The 1,038-nt window shown below is 70.5% G+C and carries 2 pseudogenes; both read right to left on the bottom strand.

Features of this window, described 5'->3' with window-relative positions:
* Positions 1 to 69: 69 nt before the first annotated feature.
* Positions 70 to 656 (bottom strand): annotated as a pseudogene (locus AOK23_RS50940) (fumarylacetoacetate hydrolase family protein); the annotation flags it as partial.
* 2 nt (positions 657 to 658) lie between these two features.
* Positions 659 to 962 (bottom strand): annotated as a pseudogene (locus AOK23_RS50935) (fumarylacetoacetate hydrolase family protein); the annotation flags it as partial.
* Between the last annotated feature and the right edge of the window lie 76 nt (positions 963 to 1,038).

Below are 1,038 nucleotides of genomic sequence, written 5' to 3'. Positions count from 1 at the left end.
CCGGCGCCGACGATCACGACGGGCACACGTGCGGCTTCATCGATGGTCATGTGCGGCTCACCTCGGGTGTTATTTCGCGTCCGTGACGGGCGTGCGCTGCTCGCCGAGGTCGATGCGGCCGTCGGGGGTCGCGATCGTCGCCGTGATCACGTCGCCCGGGTTCAGGTAGTGCGGGTTCTTGGCCTGGCTCTTGAAGAAGGCCTTCCACTTCACGGCGGGCGGCAGCAGCGCGCCGATCTTCTCCACCGCCTTCGGCGGGGCCTTCAGGGCCGTGCCGCCGGGGGTTCCGGTGAGCAGCAGGTCGCCGGGGTCGAGGGTCTGGAAGCGGGCGAGCAGGGTGAGTGCCTGTGCCGGGCGGACGATCATGTCGGCCAGGGTGCGGTCCTGGCGCAGCTCGCCGTTGACGCTCAGCTTCAGCCGCAGGTCGAGGAGACGGGAGAAGTCCTCCGGCTCCAGCAGGGCCAGGTACGGACCGGTCGGGGTGAAGGTGGGGTACGACTTGCTCTCGTAGAACTGCGTCTTGGTCAGCTGCACCTCACGGGCGCTGACGTCGTTGGCGATCACCAGTCCGGCGACGTACGAGGGCAGGTCCCGCTCCTCGACGACCGTGCCGACGGGCAGGGACGCGCCCATGACGAGGCCGAGCTCGATCTCGTNNCGGCCTCGCCGGGGCCGCTGACCGAGCCGGACGCCTTGCGGAAGAAGGCGGGCGGGATGTCGCCGGTGAACCCGGAGTCGCGGGCGTGGCTGCGGTAGTTGACCATCTGGGCGACCACCCGGCAGGGCGTGGTGACCGGCGAGAGCGCGACCAGGTCGGCCACGGGCGTGCCCGGTTCGCCGGAGACGGCGGCCTCGCGGACAGCCGGCCGGTCGGCCAGCAGCTCTGCGGTGGTCACGGCCTTGGTCTCGACGGGGACGGCTCGGCCGCCTCGGACGACCCACCAGCCGTCGGTGGTGCGCAGGACATTGGTGCTCATGTCAGTGCCTTCGTGAGGGGATTGGGGTGCGGAGGTTCAGGAGTTGGCGGCCTTGAGCAGG

Source organism: Streptomyces torulosus, assembly GCF_001419765.1.
Classification (GTDB): domain Bacteria; phylum Actinomycetota; class Actinomycetes; order Streptomycetales; family Streptomycetaceae; genus Streptomyces; species Streptomyces torulosus.
This window is presented reverse-complemented; position numbering and strand designations above follow the sequence as displayed.